The following is a 16,279-nucleotide window of genomic DNA, read 5'->3' on the forward strand; positions in this document are numbered from 1 at the left end:
GCGCTTTCGTTTATCGGTGCGGGCGGAGAAATTATGGATAAGAACATTTTTGTTACCAGTCCTTTATTGCCACCTCTTGATGAGTTTATTCCTTATCTGGAAGAAATATGGCAAAACAAACAATTAACCAATGCAGGTCCATTTCACCAGCAACTTGAAGAGGCGCTGGCGGAATATCTCGGCGTTGAACATTTGTGCCTGTTTGCAAACGGTACGCTGGCGTTGCTAACTGCGTTTCAGGCGTTACGCATCACAGGTGAAGTGATTACCACGCCGTATTCCTTTGTGGCAACGTCGCATTCGCTACTGTGGAATGGCTTAAAACCGGTTTTTGTCGATATTGACCCTGTCACCTGTAATATGGACCCACGGAAAATTGAAGAGGCAATCACGCCGCAAACTACCGCTATTTTGCCTGTCCATTGTTATGGCATCCCCTGTGACACAGCGCATATTCAGCAGATTGCTGATATTTATGGTCTGAAAGTGATTTACGATGCAGCACACGCTTTTGGTGTTAAGCGGGAAGGGACAACCATTTTGCGCGAAGGCGACTTATCTGTCTTGAGTTTCCATGCCACAAAAGTATTCAATACGATAGAAGGCGGAGCGATTATCTGCCATGATAAAAAAACGAAACAACGCATTGATTATTTGAAAAACTTTGGTTTTGCCGGGGAAACCACCGTTGTGGCGCCTGGCATAAATGGCAAAATGAATGAAGTTCAGTCAGCGTTTGGTTTATTGCAACTTCGCCATATCGATAAAGCATTAGCTGAGCGCGCGGCGCTGTTTGATAACTATAAAACACTCCTGGCTGATATTCCTGGTATCTCACTGCTGATCCCGCCGGATAATATTGCATGGAATCATGCTTATTGCCCAATTATGGTTTCGGATGCGTTTCCTGTTTCGCGAGATGGGGTTTATGATTTATTAAAGTCCCACAATATTATGCCCCGTCGTTATTTCTACCCATTAATTAGTAGCTTCCCAATGTATCGTGCGCTGGAGAGCGCCAGACAAGATAAACTTAAAATTGCGCAATTACGTGCAGATGAAGTCCTTTGTTTGCCTCTCTATCCTGGCCTTGAGAAAGAGGTACAGGTAGAAATTGCTTCATTGTTAAAAGGAGTGAGCGAAAATGTGAGTAGTGACTCATCAGCGTTGAAAACTGATGAGATTTTTGCCGAGCGCGTTGCCTGATTTTTAGATCCCCTGAGGGGAATTGGGGGTTATAAATAACGGTAACCCCCAAATAACCCCTCATTTCACCCACTATTCACCCGATTAAAACCCCTCCAGAATCGGATAATCATGCCGATAACTCAACTAACGCAGGGCTGTTTATCGTGAATTCACTGTATACCGCTGAAGGTGTAATGGATAAACACTCGCTGTGGCAGCGTTATGTACCGCTGGTGCGTCACGAAGCATTGCGCCTGCAGGTGCGTTTGCCGGCGAGCGTGGAACTGGACGATCTGCTACAAGCGGGCGGTATCGGGTTATTGAATGCAGTTGACCGATATGACGCTCTGCAAGGAACGGCATTTACCACTTACGCAGTGCAGCGTATTCGTGGAGCGATGCTGGATGAACTACGCAGCCGTGACTGGGTGCCGCGTAGCGTCCGGCGCAATGCTCGCGAAGTGGCGCAGGCGATGGGGCAACTGGAGCAGGAATTAGGGCGCAACGCGACGGAAACTGAGGTGGCGGAGCGGCTGGCTATTCCTGTGGAAGAGTATCGTCAGATGTTGCTTGATACCAATAACAGCCAACTCTTCTCTTATGACGAGTGGCGGGAAGAGCATGGCGATAGCATTGAGCTGGTGACGGAAGAACACCAGCAGGAAAACCCGTTACAACAGCTCCTTGAGAGCAATTTACGCCAGCGTGTGATGGATGCGATTGAATCGTTGCCAGAACGCGAACAGCTGGTGTTGACGCTGTATTACCAGGAAGAGCTCAATCTGAAGGAGATTGGCGCGGTGCTGGAAGTCGGCGAGTCACGGGTAAGCCAGTTGCACAGCCAGGCCATCAAACGTCTACGCACCAAGCTGGGTAAGTTATAAAGGGCGATCGTCGTCGCCCCTTAATAGTGCCGCACAACGTATTGACTACCAGGAGTTCTCATGACGGTGCAGCAATCTAAAAGACGGCCACTAAGCCGCTACCTCAAAGACTTTAAACACAGCCAGACGCATTGCGCTCATTGCCATAAATTGCTCGACAGGATCACGTTGGTTCGCCGGGGGCAGATTGTCAATAAAATCGCGATTTCCCGCCTGGATACGCTGATGGACGACGCACAATGGCAGGAGGAGCAGAAGGAGTGGTCGGCGCTGTGCCGTTTCTGCGGCGATCTGCACTGCAAAGAGCAGAGTGACTTCTTTGACATCATCGGTTTTAAACAATTTTTGTTTGAGCAAACCGAAATGAGCCACGGCACCGTGCGTGAATATGTCGTACGCCTGCGTCGCCTGGGCAACCATCTCACCGAACAGAACATCTCTCACGACCTGCTACAGGAAGGTTTTCTTGATGAAAACCTGGCCCCGTGGTTACCCGAAACCAGCACCAATAACTATCGGATCGCGCTGCGTAAGTACGAACAGTATAAAACGCATACGCATGCCGGACAGATGCAGAAATCATCCCGGATGGCTACTTCTGATATATATTAAAAATGAATAACATGTAGCGGAGTCGTGTTTGTGATTAGCAGCAAACCCTCTACACTACGGTCATTAATGACAACATTCGGGGTAACTATGAAATTAGCACTTCTGGGACGTCAGGCTCTGATGGGTGTGATGGCAGTTGCACTTGTCGCCGGGATGAGCGTGAAGAGTTATGCAGATGAAGGTCTGTTAAACAAAGTAAAAGAGCGCGGCACGCTGCTGGTAGGCCTGGAAGGGACTTACCCGCCGTTCAGTTTTCAGGGTGATGACGGCAAACTGACCGGGTTTGAAGTGGAGTTCGCAGAAGAACTGGCGAAACACCTCGGCGTAAAAGCCTCGCTGAAACCGACCAAATGGGACGGTATGCTGGCGTCGCTGGATTCCAAACGTATTGATGTGGTTATCAACCAGGTCACCATCTCTGACGAACGTAAGAAAAAATACGACTTCTCAACACCTTATACCATTTCTGGTATTCAGGCGCTGGTGAAAAAAGGCAATGAAGGCAGCATCAACACGGCGGCTGACCTGAAAGGTAAGAAGGTCGGCGTTGGTCTGGGAACAAACTACGAAGAGTGGTTGCGCCAGAACGTACAGGGTGTAGACATTCGCACCTATGATGACGATCCGACGAAATACCAGGATCTGCGCGTAGGCCGTATTGACGCTATTCTGGTGGATCGCCTGGCCGCATTGGATCTGGTGAAGAAAACCAAAGACACGCTGGCCGTTACCGGCGAAGCGTTCTCCCGTCAGGAAGCCGGTGTGGCGCTGCGTAAAGGCAATGAAGATCTGCTGAAAGCGGTAGATGGCGCCATTGCCGATATGCAGAAAGACGGCACGCTGAAAGCGCTGTCTGAGAAATGGTTTGGCGCAGATGTGACTAAATAATCGTCATAATTGCAAAAAAAGGCGCTTTAATACGGCGCCTTTTTTATTTCATCCGTTTGAACGTGCATAATAAAAAGAACATCACAACAATGAATACCGGAGGCTTTATGCCACTGCATAATTTAACGCGGTTCCCACGCCTGGAATTTATTGGCGCGCCAACGCCACTCGAATACCTGCCGCGTTTATCTGATTATCTGGGTCGCGACATTTTCATTAAACGCGATGACGTAACGCCGATGGCGATGGGCGGGAATAAACTGCGCAAGCTTGAATTTCTGGCTGCCGATGCGCTGCGTGAAGGCGCGGATACGCTGATTACGGCGGGCGCCATCCAGTCGAACCATGTTCGCCAGACGGCGGCGGTAGCGGCAAAACTGGGATTACACTGCGTTGCGTTACTGGAAAATCCCATCGGTACGACGGCGGAAAACTACCTGACCAACGGCAATCGTCTGCTGCTGGATCTTTTTAACACGCAAATTGAGATGTGCGACGCGCTGACCGATCCTGACGCCCAGCTACAGGAACTGGCGACCCGTATTGAGGCGCAGGGGTTCAGGCCGTATGTGATTCCGGTCGGCGGCTCCAGCCCATTAGGCGCGATGGGATATGTGGAAAGCGCGCTGGAAATCGCCCAGCAGTGCGAGGGCGCGGTACAGCTGTCCTCCGTGGTGGTGGCGTCGGGAAGCGCCGGTACGCACGCCGGGCTGGCGGTAGGTCTGGAACAACTGATGCCAGATGTTGAGTTGATCGGCGTGACCGTGTCGCGCAAGGTTATCGATCAGAAGCCCAAAGTGGTTACGCTGCAACAAGCGATTGCTAAAGAGCTGGAACTGACTGCCTCGGCGGACATCCTGCTGTGGGACGACTATTTCGCGCCGGGATACGGAACGCCGAATGAAGAGGGGATGGAGGCCGTGAAGCTGCTGGCGCGCCTGGAAGGCATTCTGCTTGACCCGGTCTATACGGGGAAAGCGATGGCGGGCCTGATCGATGGCATCAGCCAGAAGCGCTTCAAAGATGAAGGCCCGATTCTCTTTATTCATACCGGTGGGGCGCCAGCGCTGTTTGCCTACCATCCTCACGTGTAACTTCCGGGTAGAAAAACACTCATGCAAGAAAGTATCCAACTGGTGATTGACTCGCTGCCGTATCTGCTTAAAGGTGCGGCGTTTACGCTACAGCTGAGTATTGGCGGGATGTTTTTCGGCCTGCTGCTGGGCTTCATTCTCGCGCTGATGCGTATGTCGCCCCTGCTGCCTGTCCGCTGGCTGGCGCGTTTTTATATCTCCATTTTTCGCGGTACGCCGTTGATTGCCCAGCTTTTTATGATCTACTACGGCCTGCCGCAGTTTGGCATTGAGCTGGACCCGATCCCGGCGGCGATGATTGGCCTGTCGCTGAATACCGCAGCCTACACTTCGGAAACGCTGCGTGCGGCGATCTCTTCTATCGACAAAGGTCAGTGGGAAGCCGCGGCAAGTATCGGTATGACGCCGTGGCAAACGCTGCGTCGCGCGATTTTGCCGCAGGCCGCCCGCGTGGCGTTGCCGCCGCTGAGCAACAGTTTCATCAGCCTGGTGAAAGATACCTCCCTGGCCGCGACGATTCAGGTGCCGGAACTGTTCCGTCAGGCGCAGCTGATTACCTCGCGTACGCTGGAAGTCTTCACCATGTATCTGGCGGCATCGCTGATCTACTGGGTGATGGCGACGGTACTTTCCGCGCTGCAAAACTATTTTGAAGAGCAGCTTAACCGCCAGGAGAGAGAGCCAAAATGAGTGCGATTGAAGTTAAAAACCTGGTGAAAAAGTTCCACGGTCAGACGGTGTTGCACGGCATCGACCTTGAGGTGAAGCCTGGTGAGGTGGTGGCGATTATCGGCCCCAGCGGTTCCGGTAAAACAACGCTGCTGCGCAGCATTAATTTGCTGGAGCAGCCTGAGGCGGGCACCATCAAAGTGGGCGACATTACCATTGATACCGCAAGCTCGTTAAACAAGCAAAAAGGGCTAATTCGCCAGTTGCGTCAGCATGTGGGGTTCGTATTCCAGAACTTTAATCTGTTTCCGCACCGTACCGTGCTGGAGAATATCATTGAAGGGCCGGTGATTGTGAAAGGCGAGCCCAAAGCCGAAGCAACGGCATTAGCGCGGGAACTGCTGGCGAAGGTAGGACTGGCCGGGAAAGAGACCAGCTATCCGCGTCGTCTGTCCGGTGGGCAGCAGCAGCGTGTGGCGATTGCCCGCGCGCTGGCGATGCGCCCGGAGGTGATTTTGTTTGATGAACCGACTTCCGCGCTCGACCCTGAGCTGGTGGGGGAGGTGCTCAGTACGATACGCCAGCTGGCGCAGGAAAAGCGCACGATGGTCATCGTGACGCATGAAATGAGCTTTGCGCGCGACGTGGCTGACCGGGTGATATTTATGGATCAGGGGCGCATTGTGGAGCAGGGCGCGGCCAAACCGTTATTTGCCAATCCTCAGCAACCACGCACGCGTCAGTTTCTTGAGAAGTTCCTGATGCAATAAATGTTTTCGCGCACTCGCCTGAAATAATCCCGTTTCGGGCGAGTGTATTTGAATAAATATCAATAATACCCGCCTGATTATAGCCGTAATCCCTTTGTGTTCTCCCGCCGGGTGAAACACACCTCAAGTAATTCGCCATCTGACCGATATTTTCTACATATAAACTTCATTTATGTGTTAGCTTGTTTTAAACATTATAATGATTATCAATCTCAGGGGTGTTACCGTTTAGTATGCAGGAAAATGATTTCTTCACCTGGCGACGGAGTATGCTGGTACGCTTTCAGGAAATGGCGACGGCAGAAGATGTCTACACTGAATTACAACATCAGACACAGCAGCTTGAATATGATTATTATGCGCTGTGCGTTCGCCATCCCGTCCCGTTTACGCGGCCAAAAATCTCCGTTCACACCACGTACCCGCAAGCGTGGGTGGCGCATTATCAGTCTGAAAACTATTTCTCTATTGATCCGGTATTAAAGCCGGAAAATTTCCGCCAGGGGCATCTGGCATGGAATGATGCCTTATTTAGCGAAGCGCAGTCGCTATGGGACGCGGCGCGCGCGCACGGTCTACGCCGGGGGGCGACGCAATGCCTGATGTTGCCGAATCGGGCGCTGGGCTTCCTTTCTGTCTCCCGGGCGAACGCCCGCCATGCGCCGTTTGCACATGATGAAATTGAACTCCGGTTGCAACTGCTGGTGCGTGAGAGCCTGTCGGCGCTGACGCGACTGGAGGATGAAATGGTGATGACGCCAGAAATGCGCTTCAGTAAGCGAGAGAAAGAGATCCTGAAGTGGACGGCGGAAGGAAAGACGTCATCAGAGATCGCGATGATTCTGTCAATCTCAGAGAACACCGTTAACTTTCATCAGAAAAACATGCAGAAAAAGTTTAACGCGCCGAATAAAACGCAGATTGCCTGCTATGCGGCCGCGACGGGCCTGATCTGAAAAAACGAATGTTCTGCGTGCCAGACGCAAAACCGGCTGAAAGTTTCACTCTCAGCCGGTTTCTTGTTACTGGCGGTAAGCTTGTTTAATTTGCTTAACAGTGCTGGAAAATACCGCGGCCTGCGTTTCATCTTCAATCTGCGCGATCTGTTTTTCCATCTTAAGAATCACGCGCCCTGCGTCGGCTTGCCCCATTGCCTGTAGCATCAGGGTCAACATGGCTTTCAGGCAGGTGACTTCATTGGCCAGTTCTTGATTATTCTCGGCAGTGGAAAAATCAGGCGTACTCATTTATTTTCCTCGTTATGTTTCAGTGAAAAAGTGCGATGGCAAATGTTAAGGCGGCGGAGTATACCATAAGCTGCGCCAAAAATAGCAGTGGTTGTTTTTTGATCGCAAATCAAACCAGCGCCATTAAAATAAACAACGCCTTGCGAGGCATATATTTTCCTCATTTTTTTGTTTACCTCGCGTATTTCGCGCGTTAATTATTGTTACAAAGTTACTTGCCTATTTAGCATTTCGACGGAAGTGAGTGAATTTTTTGTCACTATTCTGAAACTATTATGCAGAAATAGAGGGTAAAAAAAGGCCGTTAGCTGTGGGAGTTTCCACGAAGCGTACAATCTAATTTCCAAAAACGAGAGCAAAATCGAATGCCCCACGTTTTTTACGTTTCAAAGTTGAGATAAAACCCGCTAATATAGGGTCGATTAACTATCAGTAGCGTTATCCCTATTCTGGAGATATTCCTTTGATCAACGTTCTTCTTGTTGATGACCACGAACTGGTGCGCGCAGGGATACGACGCATTCTGGAAGATATAAAGGGCATAAAGGTTGTCGGTGAAGCCTGTTGTGGCGAGGACGCCGTAAAGTGGTGCCGCGCGAACGCCGTCGACGTTGTGCTGATGGACATGAACATGCCCGGAATCGGCGGTCTTGAGGCGACGCGCAAAATTGCCCGCTCAAGCGCTGATATTAAAGTGATCATGCTGACGATCCATACGGAAAACCCGCTACCGGCGAAAGTCATGCAGGCCGGAGCCGCAGGGTATCTGAGTAAAGGCGCTGCGCCTCAGGAAGTGGTCAGCGCGATTCGTTCGGTTTTTTCCGGGCAGCGTTATATTGCTTCAGATATCGCTCAACAGATGGCGCTGAGCCAGATTGAGCCTGAGAAAACAGAAACGCCTTTTGCCAGTTTGTCTGAACGCGAGTTGCAGATTATGCTGATGATCACCAGGGGCCAGAAGGTTAATGAGATCTCAGAACAACTGAATCTCAGTCCTAAAACGGTGAACAGCTATCGCTACAGAATGTTCAGTAAACTAAACATTCATGGTGATGTTGAGTTGACTCACCTGGCAATTCGCCACGGCCTGTGTAATGCGGAGACGTTAACAAGCTAGTGAGTGTTCTGTTTGATGCGAAAGCATTTTTAAAAACCGTGACCAGCCAACCCGGCGTTTATCGTATGTATGATGCCGGTGGTACGGTTATTTATGTCGGTAAAGCGAAAGACCTGAAAAAACGGCTTTCCAGCTATTTCCGCAGCAACCTTGCTTCGCGAAAAACCGAAGCATTGGTTGCGCAAATTCAGCAAATTGATGTCACGGTGACGCATACCGAGACCGAAGCGCTATTGCTCGAACACAACTACATCAAATTGTATCAACCGCGCTATAACGTGTTATTGCGCGATGATAAATCCTATCCTTTCATCTTTCTCAGCGGTGACACCCATCCACGCCTGGCAATGCATCGCGGGGCGAAACATGCCAAAGGTGAATACTTTGGCCCGTTCCCGAACGGGTATGCCGTGCGTGAAACCCTGGCCCTGCTGCAAAAAGTCTTTCCCATTCGTCAGTGCGAAAACAGCGTCTACCGCAACCGCTCGCGTCCTTGTCTGCAATATCAGATTGGCCGCTGCCTCGGGCCGTGCGTAGAAGGACTGGTGAGTGAAGATGAGTATGCGCAGCAGGTGGAGTACGTTCGGCTGTTTTTATCCGGGAAAGACGATCAGGTTCTGACCCAATTGATCGCCCGAATGGAAAAAGCCAGCCAGAATCTGGAATTTGAAGAGGCCGCGCGCATACGCGACCAAATTCAGGCTGTGCGCCGCGTTACTGAGAAACAGTTTGTCTCCAATACTGGCGACGATCTGGACGTTATCGGCGTGGCGTTCGATGCGGGTATGGCCTGTGTGCATGTGCTTTTTATCCGCCAGGGCAAGGTGCTGGGCAGCCGTAGCTATTTCCCGAAAGTGCCGAACGGGACGGAACTGGGCGAAGTGGTGGAAACGTTCGTCGGCCAGTTCTATCTGCAAGGCAGCCAGATGCGCACGCTGCCAGGAGAGATCCTGCTGGATTTCAACCTGAGCGATAAAACGCTGCTGGCGGATTCTTTGTCCGAACTGGCCGGGCGGCGCATTAATGTGCAGACCAAACCGCGCGGCGATCGCGCTCGTTACCTGAAGCTGGCGCGAACCAATGCCGCGACGGCGCTGATCAGCAAACTGTCGCAGCAATCGACGATCACACAGCGTCTGACCGCGCTGGCAAGCGTGCTGAAGCTGCCTGCGGTGAAGCGGATGGAGTGTTTTGACATCAGCCACACGATGGGAGAACAGACGGTGGCCTCCTGCGTGGTTTTTGACGCTAACGGGCCGCTGCGTGCGGAGTATCGTCGCTACAACATTACCGGAATTACGCCGGGCGATGATTATGCGGCGATGAATCAGGTTCTGCGCCGACGCTATGGCAAGGCGATTGAAGAAAGTAAGATTCCTGACGTTATTCTGATTGATGGCGGTAAAGGCCAGCTTGGTCAGGCGAAGACCGTTTTTGCTGAACTGGATGTGCCGTGGGATAAAAATCATCCTTTATTGCTGGGCGTTGCTAAAGGCGCCGATCGTAAAGCCGGTCTGGAGACGTTGTTCTTTGAACCCGAAGGGGAGGGCTTTAGCCTGCCGCCGGATTCGCCTGCGCTGCACGTTATTCAGCATATCCGCGATGAATCGCACGATCACGCCATCAGCGGGCACCGCAAAAAACGGGCGAAGGTGAAAAACACCAGCACGCTGGAAACTATCGAAGGCGTCGGGCCAAAACGTCGACAAATGCTGTTGAAATATATGGGCGGTTTGCAAGGACTACGTAACGCGAGTGTTGAGGAAATTGCAAAAGTGCCGGGTATTTCGCAAGGTCTGGCAGAAAAGATCTTCTACTCGTTGAAACATTGAGGTCTCTGTAGCAACATAGGGGTAATTTCTCTGACAACAGATAGTTACCCGTCACTATGCAATTTAATATCCCTACGTTGCTCACGCTGTTTCGCGTCATTCTGATCCCATTCTTTGTATTGGTGTTTTATCTGCCATTTACATGGGCTCCCTTCGTTACCGCGCTAATCTTCTGTATCGCCGCCGTGACCGACTGGTTCGACGGTTTCCTGGCGCGTCGCTGGAACCAGAGTACGCGTTTTGGCGCGTTCCTTGATCCGGTGGCGGATAAGGTGCTGGTGGCGATCGCCATGGTGCTGGTGACGGAGCATTATCACAGCTGGTGGGTGACGCTGCCTGCCGCGACCATGATTGCGCGTGAAATTATTATTTCCGCGCTGCGTGAATGGATGGCCGAGCTGGGCAAACGCAGCAGCGTGGCGGTCTCCTGGATCGGCAAAGTGAAAACCACCTCGCAAATGGCGGCGCTGGCGTGGCTGCTGTGGCGTCCAAACATTTGGGTGGAATATGCCGGGATCGCGCTTTTCTTCGTTGCTGCCGTGCTGACGCTGTGGTCTATGTTCCAGTATTTGAGCGCTGCTCGCGGGGATTTGCTTGATCAGTGATCGTTTCGCCGCAAATTTCAGCAAACGATCGTGGGTGGCGAAAAATATCGTTGACTCGTTGCGTCAGGTAAGTAGAATGCAACGCATCGAACGGCGGCGCAGGTTGCCAGACGATAACAAAATCAAGTGATTAACAAAGTTACTTGATGATGCGGGAATAGCTCAGTTGGTAGAGCACGACCTTGCCAAGGTCGGGGTCGCGAGTTCGAGTCTCGTTTCCCGCTCCAGTTTAAAGACATCGGCAATAGCGGGTGTCCGGCTGAAAAGCCTGAAGAATATGGCGCGTTAGCAAAGCGGTTATGTAGCGGATTGCAAATCCGTCTAGTCCGGTTCGACTCCGGAACGCGCCTCCACTTTCTTCCCGAGCCCGGATGGTGGAATCGGTAGACACAAGGGATTTAAAATCCCTCGGCGTTCGCGCTGTGTGGGTTCAAGTCCCACTCCGGGTACCATGGGAAAGACAAGAATAATCAAAGCAATAAGCAGTGTCGTAAAACCACCTCCGGGTGGTTTTTTTGTGTCTGTCATCTGTTCGCTGATGATCTTGTCTGCCATTCCTTCCCCAATAAGTATCCCTTACTTCGTCAGCCATGTAAGATAATTGCGGGCGAGAGTATTTCACTGAGGAAAAGCGTTATGAAAACAGGACCGTTAAACGAAAGCGAGCTGGAATGGCTGGATGATGTACTGACAAAGTACAATACCGATCACGCGATTCTGGATGTGTCAGAGTTGGATGGTTTACTGACGGCTGTACTCAGTTCGCCGTATGAGATTGAGCCAGAGCAATGGCTGGTCGCGGTATGGGGTGGGGCGCAGTATGTTCCGCGCTGGTCCTCTGAAAAGGAGATGACGCGTTTTATGGAACTGGCGTTTCAGCATATGGCGGATACGGCAGACAGGCTTAATGAGTTCCCGGAACAGTTTGAACCGCTGTTCGGTCTGCGTGAAGTCGAAGGTCATGAGCTGACCATCGTGGAAGAGTGGTGCTTTGGCTATATGCGCGGGGTCACACTCTCTGACTGGTCCACCTTACCGGATACGCTACAACCCGCGCTGAAAGCCATTGCGCTGCACGGTACGGAAGAGAACTTCGCCGTGGTTGAAAAAATGTCACCAGAAGCGTTTGAAGAGAGCGTTAACGCGATTCGTCTGGCGGCCCTGGATTTACACGCGTACTGGATGGCGCACCCGCAGGAAACGCCGGTGCAGGTGCCGGTAAGAGCGGAAGTAAAGGTAGGGCGCAACGATCCTTGCCCCTGCGGCAGCGGTAAAAAATATAAACAGTGCTGTCTGCACTAAACACAAAAAAGGGGCTTAGGCCCCTTTTGTTTTATCCCACTTCAGGCAGTAGCCCGGCGGCGATACAGAACTGTACGCCGATCACCACTATCCCACAGGTAAAGACGAGGGCTAATGCCGGAACGCCGCCCGCGACGCGATACGTTGCCTGCGGATTATGCTTCCTGCTTTGCCACGCGAGCAGGGAAGGGATCAGCAACGCCAGCACCGCCAGCGCGACGCCAGCGTACCCCAGCGCCATCACAAAGCCGCGTGGGTAAAAGAGTGCGAACGCCAGTGGCGGCAGGAAGGTAATCGCGCCGGTTTGCAGACGCCCGGCAACGGTGTTACGTCGCTGGAACAGGTCTGCCAGATAATCAAACAATCCCAGCGCCACACCCAAAAACGATGTCGCCAGCGCCAGGTCGGCAAACAGATGCACCGCCAGTTCAACGTGCGGCGAGGCAACCACCTCACGCAAGGCCTGCAACAGGCCATTTAACCCGGCATGATCGGCCAGCAAGCCCATAAAGGTAGAGGAGTTGATACTGCCGAGCGTGGCAAGCTGCCAGAAAATGTATGCCACCAGCGGGATTGCGCTACCGGTGATAAATACCCATCGCAGTTTGCGAATATTACCGTTCATATAGCTGACGATGCTGGGTACGCTGCCGTGAAAACCGAACGACGTAAAAATGACCGGAATTGCTGATAACGCCAGACCCTGTTGCAGCGGCAGCGTAAGCAGATTCACTTTATGAATATGCGGCATCAGCAGCGCCAGCATGGCGATCAGGAAGATAATTTTGGCGCTGAAGAGAAAGCGGTTGAACAGATCGACCAGCGAGGTTCCGACGCACACGACGCCGCCGGCAACCACGGTGAACAGCAAAACGCCCATCGCCGGAGACATATCGGCGCCCGTCCAGTCGCTGATGCTTGAGGCCAGCAGTTCGCCAGCCCCGCTGATATAGGCCGCTGTGAGCGCATACATCAGAAACATCATGCTAAAGCCGGTGATCCATTGCCCATAACGTCCGAGGTAGCGTTTTGCCAACGTTCCTAACCCGGTATCTGCCGGAACGTGTTGATATACTTCCAGGAGCAACAGCGCGGTGTAGCACATCAATGCCCATAACCCAATCAATAACGCCAGTGTGACGCTGAAACCAACGCCAGCGGCGGCCAACGGCATCGCCAGCATACCGGCGCCGATAGTGGTGCCCGCCACGATAAAAACACTACCCAGAGTTCTATTTTTCACGCTTTCCTCTGTCCCAGAGATAATCAACGGTTATATCTGCGGCGCAGGGTAAGGCATAACATTATTTTCGTCAAATGACCGTTACAACATGTGTATACCATTGTTTACGAAAATTGGCATGAAGGCATGCGCCACCACGATTGCATCGGCTGTGCATGTAAACCTGCGTTAGCGCAAAGCGGTATTCGCCGGCTCCCGGTAGGCTACAGGCTTTATTGAGGAGGATGTATGGATTCTATTCACGGCCACGAAGTGCTGAATATGATGATTGAGTCAGGCGAGCAGTATTCGAATGCCAGCCTGGAAGCGGCGATTACGGCGCGTTTTGGTGAACAGGCGCGTTTTCATACCTGTTCGGCTGTTGATATGACGGCGGCGGAGCTGGTGGCGTTTCTGGCGGCGAAGGGTAAGTTTATTGCGAAGGATGACGGCTTCTCTACGCACGAAAGCAAGATCTGCCGTCATTGAGCCTAAACGGTGAGGGGGCCTCACCGTTTAATTTTAGTTTTGGGTATCAAGCGTAGACAGTTCTTTATCGATGAAGTACAGACCTTCACCGCTTTTCCCTGCCAGCGTTAATTTATCAATAATAGATTTAAATAACTTCTCTTCTTCATGCTGTTCAGCGACATACCATTGCAGGAAGTTGAATGTCGGATAATCCTGGTTGGTCATCGCGGCATGCGCCAGTTCATTAATTTTCTGCGTAATTAATTGTTCGTGTTCGTAGGTGGCGCGGAACAGTTCATCCAGTGAAGCATATTCGGCAGCAGGCGAAGAGATCGTATTGATGCACGGTAAGCTACCGGTATCGGTCAGATAATCGAACAGACGCTGCATATGCGTCATCTCTTCCTGCGCGTGACGACGCAGGAACGCTGCCGCCCCTTCAAAGCTATGGTAGCTGCACCATGCGCTCATCTGTTGGTAGAGCAGAGAAGAATATAATTCAAGGTTCATTTGCTCATTCAGTTTGTCGATCATTTCTGTTTTCAGCATGGTTCCGCTCCACAAAGAATCATTATACGTTGATGTGGCGTCACTATAATTTGTTATTTAATTATTTGCAAAAGGTAAAATAATAAATTTAATTATTAAAAATGCGAATGGGAATAAAACGCATTAACGCTATTAAATATAAAATATGCAATGAGAATAATTAAAGCCAGCAGCGTCATGCTGGCTAAAGATATTAATACCCGCCAGCGGATATTGGCTGGATGGCTACGCCCTGACACTGATAAGACAGCGTGATTCTGGTGTTCATGCACAGCGAACCGGCATAAACGCTACAGGTTGACACTGGCTGACCGAATGCGATGGCGTTGGCGTATCCCATCTGCTGACATTCGCGTGTCGCCGTACCGTGCGCAACATAGTCATCCGCGCGCGCCGTTTGCATCATCGCCTGGTTATAACTGAGGCGGACAATCCCGCTTGTCGGGTTGGTTTCACTGACCTGCGCTTGCTTGGTGAGGGTACATCCCGTCAGGGTTATGAGTGAGAGGCCAAGGATAAAGGTTTTCATAATATCGCTCTGAGAATCCGGTGACAGCACATCCTATCTTGAACAGTAGACATTCAATGGCCTGAATAGCTTAAGAATTGCCCATGATTAATCCCAACGACACCGGCTCTTTGTGCGATACGGGAAAAGTGTGAGCACATCTTAATTTTTTAAAACCATTTTTCACTAAATTTGAAAGTATGTTTGCGAGATAGTAATGTGACGTATACGTCAACGACTCACGGCGGGATTTCCCGCGACGCATTCAGGAGAAGACAGAATGAAAATTGCACTGATGATGGAAAACAGCCAGGCAGGTAAAAATGCCATCATTCATCGCGAGCTTAAAGCGGTAGCGGATGAAAAGGGATTCCCTGTTTTCAACGTCGGGATGAGCGATGAAAACGACCATCATCTGACTTATATCCACCTTGGTATTATGGCCAGCATTCTGCTTAACGCCAAAGCGGTGGATTTTGTTGTGACGGGTTGCGGCACCGGGCAGGGCGCGCTGATGTCGCTGAATATTCATCCGGGCGTGGTGTGCGGCTACTGCATCGACCCGGCGGATGCGTTCCTGTTTGCGCAGATTAACAACGGTAATGCGCTTTCTCTGCCATTCGCAAAAGGCTTTGGCTGGGGCGCGGAGTTGAATGTGCGTTTCATCTTTGAAAAAGCATTCACCGGCCGTAACGGAGAAGGGTATCCACCAGAACGTAAAGAACCGCAGGTGCGTAACGCGGGCATTCTGAACCAGGTGAAAGCGGCGGTGGTGAAAGAAAACTATCTGGATACGCTGCGCGCCATCGATCCTGAACTGGTGAAAACGGCGGTCTCCGGCCCACGTTTCCAGCAGTGTTTCTTTGACAATTGCCAGGATAAAGAGATCGAAGCGTTCGTTCGCGACATTCTCGGTTAATGTGTCATGTAAGCCGGATAACGCGGCGTTTATCCGGCTTACCGCGTTTGCTTTGCTACCGTTTCTTCTCCTGAATGGGTACTATGGCGGCCTTTCTATAAGGAGCTTACTATGTCCCAACCACTGAACGCCGATCAGGAACTGGTCTCTGACGTTGTTGCCTGCCAGTTAGTTATCAAACAGATTCTGGATGTTATTGACGTTATTGCCCCGGTTGAAGTTCGGGAGAAGATGTCCAGCCAGTTGAAAAACATCGATTTTACCAGCCACCCTGCCGCTGCGGACCCGGTTACTATGCGGGCCATTCAAAAGGCGATTGCGTTGATTGAGCTGAAATTCACGCCGCAGGACGAAGCGCACTAAAGTAAAGCGACTGCGTAACAGCCTCCCGGCACGGGAGGC

At 51.4% G+C, this 16,279-nt stretch carries 20 protein-coding genes and 3 tRNA genes; 18 read left to right on the plus strand and 5 right to left on the minus strand.

What is annotated here, in order from left to right; translation table 11 throughout:
* Nucleotides 1-33: 33 nt before the first annotated feature.
* From OGX84_RS13095 to sdiA, 8 genes are all read left to right on the plus strand, one after another.
* Nucleotides 34-1,206 carry a DegT/DnrJ/EryC1/StrS family aminotransferase gene (locus OGX84_RS13095; protein WP_052194516.1) on the plus strand — a complete coding sequence of 391 codons (1,173 nt, stop codon included), beginning with the start codon at nucleotides 34-36 and terminating at the stop codon, nucleotides 1,204-1,206.
* A gap of 146 nt (nucleotides 1,207-1,352) precedes the next feature.
* Nucleotides 1,353-2,072: an RNA polymerase sigma factor FliA gene (gene fliA, locus OGX84_RS13100; RefSeq protein ID WP_024130237.1), complete on the plus strand. Its 720-nt coding sequence runs from the start codon at nucleotides 1,353-1,355 to the stop codon at nucleotides 2,070-2,072.
* A gap of 60 nt (nucleotides 2,073-2,132) precedes the next feature.
* Nucleotides 2,133-2,684, plus strand: a complete 552-nt coding sequence (fliZ, locus tag OGX84_RS13105; protein ID WP_012131925.1) for a flagella biosynthesis regulatory protein FliZ — start codon at nucleotides 2,133-2,135, stop codon at nucleotides 2,682-2,684.
* Between the two features lie 87 nt (nucleotides 2,685-2,771).
* Complete coding sequence (gene tcyJ / locus OGX84_RS13110; protein WP_024130238.1) at nucleotides 2,772-3,572, plus strand: cystine ABC transporter substrate-binding protein; 801 nt, start codon at nucleotides 2,772-2,774, stop codon at nucleotides 3,570-3,572.
* A gap of 107 nt (nucleotides 3,573-3,679) precedes the next feature.
* Nucleotides 3,680-4,666 carry a D-cysteine desulfhydrase gene (gene dcyD / locus OGX84_RS13115; protein ID WP_024130239.1) on the plus strand — a complete coding sequence of 329 codons (987 nt, stop codon included), beginning with the start codon at nucleotides 3,680-3,682 and terminating at the stop codon, nucleotides 4,664-4,666.
* A gap of 21 nt (nucleotides 4,667-4,687) precedes the next feature.
* Complete coding sequence (gene tcyL, locus OGX84_RS13120; RefSeq protein WP_112001986.1) at nucleotides 4,688-5,356, plus strand: cystine ABC transporter permease; 669 nt, start codon at nucleotides 4,688-4,690, stop codon at nucleotides 5,354-5,356.
* Entirely contained in the window at nucleotides 5,353-6,105 is a 753-nt protein-coding gene (gene tcyN, locus OGX84_RS13125; RefSeq protein ID WP_012131929.1) for an L-cystine ABC transporter ATP-binding protein TcyN, read from the plus strand. Before tcyL ends, tcyN begins: the two co-directional genes overlap by 4 nt.
* A 233-nt stretch (nucleotides 6,106-6,338) precedes the next feature.
* Nucleotides 6,339-7,061, plus strand: a complete 723-nt coding sequence (sdiA, locus tag OGX84_RS13130) for a quorum-sensing transcriptional regulator SdiA (RefSeq protein WP_049011659.1) — start codon at nucleotides 6,339-6,341, stop codon at nucleotides 7,059-7,061.
* Between the two features lie 66 nt (nucleotides 7,062-7,127).
* On the opposite strand, the gene OGX84_RS13135 is transcribed toward sdiA, so the two are convergent.
* On the minus strand, nucleotides 7,128-7,352 hold the full coding sequence (locus OGX84_RS13135; RefSeq protein ID WP_012131931.1) for a DUF2594 family protein: 225 nt from the start codon (nucleotides 7,350-7,352) through the stop codon (nucleotides 7,128-7,130).
* Nucleotides 7,353-7,371: 19 nt separating this feature from the next.
* Entirely contained in the window at nucleotides 7,372-7,419 is a 48-nt protein-coding gene (locus OGX84_RS22845; protein ID WP_418222342.1) for a hypothetical protein, read from the minus strand.
* A gap of 396 nt (nucleotides 7,420-7,815) precedes the next feature.
* On the opposite strand from OGX84_RS22845, the gene uvrY reads away from it, so the two are divergent.
* From uvrY to OGX84_RS13175, 7 genes are all read left to right on the plus strand, one after another.
* Nucleotides 7,816-8,469 carry a UvrY/SirA/GacA family response regulator transcription factor gene (gene uvrY / locus OGX84_RS13145; RefSeq protein ID WP_012131932.1) on the plus strand — a complete coding sequence of 218 codons (654 nt, stop codon included), beginning with the start codon at nucleotides 7,816-7,818 and terminating at the stop codon, nucleotides 8,467-8,469.
* Nucleotides 8,469-10,301 carry an excinuclease ABC subunit UvrC gene (gene uvrC / locus OGX84_RS13150; protein WP_049011661.1) on the plus strand — a complete coding sequence of 611 codons (1,833 nt, stop codon included), beginning with the start codon at nucleotides 8,469-8,471 and terminating at the stop codon, nucleotides 10,299-10,301. Before uvrY ends, uvrC begins: the two co-directional genes overlap by 1 nt.
* A 56-nt stretch (nucleotides 10,302-10,357) precedes the next feature.
* Nucleotides 10,358-10,906 carry a CDP-diacylglycerol--glycerol-3-phosphate 3-phosphatidyltransferase gene (gene pgsA / locus OGX84_RS13155; protein WP_012131934.1) on the plus strand — a complete coding sequence of 183 codons (549 nt, stop codon included), beginning with the start codon at nucleotides 10,358-10,360 and terminating at the stop codon, nucleotides 10,904-10,906.
* Between the two features lie 151 nt (nucleotides 10,907-11,057).
* Nucleotides 11,058-11,133, plus strand: a tRNA-Gly gene (locus OGX84_RS13160).
* Nucleotides 11,134-11,185: 52 nt separating this feature from the next.
* A tRNA-Cys gene (locus tag OGX84_RS13165) sits at nucleotides 11,186-11,259 on the plus strand.
* A gap of 12 nt (nucleotides 11,260-11,271) precedes the next feature.
* Nucleotides 11,272-11,358 (plus strand) — tRNA-Leu (locus OGX84_RS13170).
* Nucleotides 11,359-11,542: 184 nt separating this feature from the next.
* Complete coding sequence (locus OGX84_RS13175; protein WP_104868530.1) at nucleotides 11,543-12,208, plus strand: YecA/YgfB family protein; 666 nt, start codon at nucleotides 11,543-11,545, stop codon at nucleotides 12,206-12,208.
* Between the two features lie 31 nt (nucleotides 12,209-12,239).
* Here OGX84_RS13175 and tyrP read toward each other — a convergent pair whose 3' ends face one another.
* Complete coding sequence (gene tyrP / locus OGX84_RS13180) at nucleotides 12,240-13,451, minus strand: tyrosine transporter TyrP (RefSeq protein ID WP_024130240.1); 1,212 nt, start codon at nucleotides 13,449-13,451, stop codon at nucleotides 12,240-12,242.
* Nucleotides 13,452-13,679: 228 nt separating this feature from the next.
* Here tyrP and OGX84_RS13185 point away from each other — a divergent pair, with 228 nt between their 5' ends.
* Entirely contained in the window at nucleotides 13,680-13,919 is a 240-nt protein-coding gene (locus OGX84_RS13185) for a YecH family metal-binding protein (protein ID WP_286458067.1), read from the plus strand.
* Nucleotides 13,920-13,952: 33 nt separating this feature from the next.
* Here the strand turns inward: OGX84_RS13185 and ftnA are convergent, their stop codons facing one another.
* On the minus strand, nucleotides 13,953-14,450 hold the full coding sequence (ftnA, locus tag OGX84_RS13190) for a non-heme ferritin (RefSeq protein ID WP_012131939.1): 498 nt from the start codon (nucleotides 14,448-14,450) through the stop codon (nucleotides 13,953-13,955).
* Nucleotides 14,451-14,643: 193 nt separating this feature from the next.
* The gene (locus OGX84_RS13195; protein WP_112002102.1) at nucleotides 14,644-14,979 is read right to left on the minus strand and encodes a YecR-like family lipoprotein; all 336 of its coding nucleotides are present in this window, start codon (nucleotides 14,977-14,979) and stop codon (nucleotides 14,644-14,646) included.
* A 259-nt stretch (nucleotides 14,980-15,238) separates the two neighbouring features.
* Between OGX84_RS13195 and OGX84_RS13200 the strand changes: the two genes are divergently transcribed.
* Nucleotides 15,239-15,877 (plus strand): RpiB/LacA/LacB family sugar-phosphate isomerase, encoded by a 639-nt coding sequence (locus OGX84_RS13200; RefSeq protein ID WP_049010098.1) that lies wholly within the window; start codon nucleotides 15,239-15,241, stop codon nucleotides 15,875-15,877.
* Nucleotides 15,878-15,988: 111 nt separating this feature from the next.
* The gene (gene yecJ / locus OGX84_RS13205; protein WP_012131942.1) at nucleotides 15,989-16,240 is read left to right on the plus strand and encodes a DUF2766 family protein YecJ; all 252 of its coding nucleotides are present in this window, start codon (nucleotides 15,989-15,991) and stop codon (nucleotides 16,238-16,240) included.
* Nucleotides 16,241-16,279 lie beyond the last annotated feature (39 nt).

This window comes from Citrobacter sp. CK202 (genome assembly GCF_030333225.1).
Taxonomy (GTDB): domain Bacteria; phylum Pseudomonadota; class Gammaproteobacteria; order Enterobacterales; family Enterobacteriaceae; genus Citrobacter_B; species Citrobacter_B koseri.